The organism is Parabacteroides sp. AM08-6 (assembly GCF_003473295.1).
In the GTDB taxonomy this organism is placed as follows: Bacteria; Bacteroidota; Bacteroidia; order Bacteroidales; family Tannerellaceae; genus Parabacteroides.
In genome coordinates, this window is sequence record NZ_QRMP01000079.1 from 1 (window position 1) to 1044 (window position 1044).

Sequence of the window (1044 nt, forward strand, 5' to 3'; positions counted from 1 at the left end):
GCGGAAGTTACAGCCAACCACGTATATAAAGATTCTTCCGGGTATTTAAGAGTAAAATAACATATAAAAAACAAACAATTATGAAGGTAAATTTCAAACAGCCATTTAAGAATTATGATGGCACAAACATTAAGGAGACGTTCGAAGTTGTTGAAAAACAAAATGTCGATGGCGAAATTAAAGACGTAGTCGTACAAAAAGAGAGAGACAAATTAATCTCTTCGATGGTTTCTTCAATTCTTTTTATCGGGAAAGACTGCACAAATGCGGAAGACAAAATGAAAGCCTTTGACTTGTCTCAGCGCATTTATAAGGCTACATCTAAAATAGAGATAAGCACCGAGGAAGCTTCTTTTATAAAGAAACATGCTTCTGAAGCAATGATTGCCGGTGCTTATGCGCAAGTTGTGAACTTATTAGAAAACAACACAAAAGAAGAATAACATGAATATTACAAGCGACAAAAGGAAACGGACAGGCAGTACGGTTGTCTCTGAAGGTGTTGTAAACGCATATTCTTTCGAACAGGAAGCCGGAATGCCGGTAATGGACGTACATGTTGAAACGTCTAAAAACGGCAATAAAGTATTGGGGGCTGATTATATGGGTGCATCTAATCGCCTGTTGATTGACATAGTGGATTATAAATACCTTACAACGGAAGAAATAAAGGCAACATTATCTGCTATAATTGGGGATATAAATAACATTCTGACACCAGAAGAATAAAGATATGACGACAGAAGAATTTAACGACCTTATAAATCGGGTAACACAGGCATTATTATCCAACTCTAAAATGGCAACAGACTTGCGAGTTGTGGAGTCTCCGGCGGGAGTTAATCTTCTGCCTGGAATTTTGCGTGGTGAATTGGTTGCCTTATCCGCTATTTCTTTAAAGGGCGACCAGGGAGAATCCTTCAAATATGAAGATTTCACCCCGGAGCAACTAAGTGCTCTCGCCCTGACATTTGAAAAGCTTACGGCCGAACAAAAGCAGGAATTAAAGCCTACACTTGCCGATTTTACCGAAGAGGAAAAAGC

At 38.8% G+C, this 1044-nt stretch carries 3 protein-coding genes; all 3 read left to right on the forward strand.

Features of this window, described 5'->3' with window-relative positions:
* Positions 1-80: 80 nt before the first annotated feature.
* Positions 81-443 (forward strand): hypothetical protein, encoded by a 363-nt coding sequence (locus DW103_RS17910; RefSeq protein ID WP_122278649.1) that lies wholly within the window; start codon positions 81-83, stop codon positions 441-443.
* Between the two features lies 1 nt (position 444).
* Positions 445-729 carry a hypothetical protein gene (locus DW103_RS17915; RefSeq protein ID WP_122278651.1) on the forward strand — a complete coding sequence of 95 codons (285 nt, stop codon included), beginning with the start codon at positions 445-447 and terminating at the stop codon, positions 727-729.
* A gap of 4 nt (positions 730-733) precedes the next feature.
* Positions 734-1044 (forward strand): hypothetical protein (locus tag DW103_RS17920; RefSeq protein ID WP_199653060.1); only part of this gene is annotated, 311 nt, incomplete at its 3' end.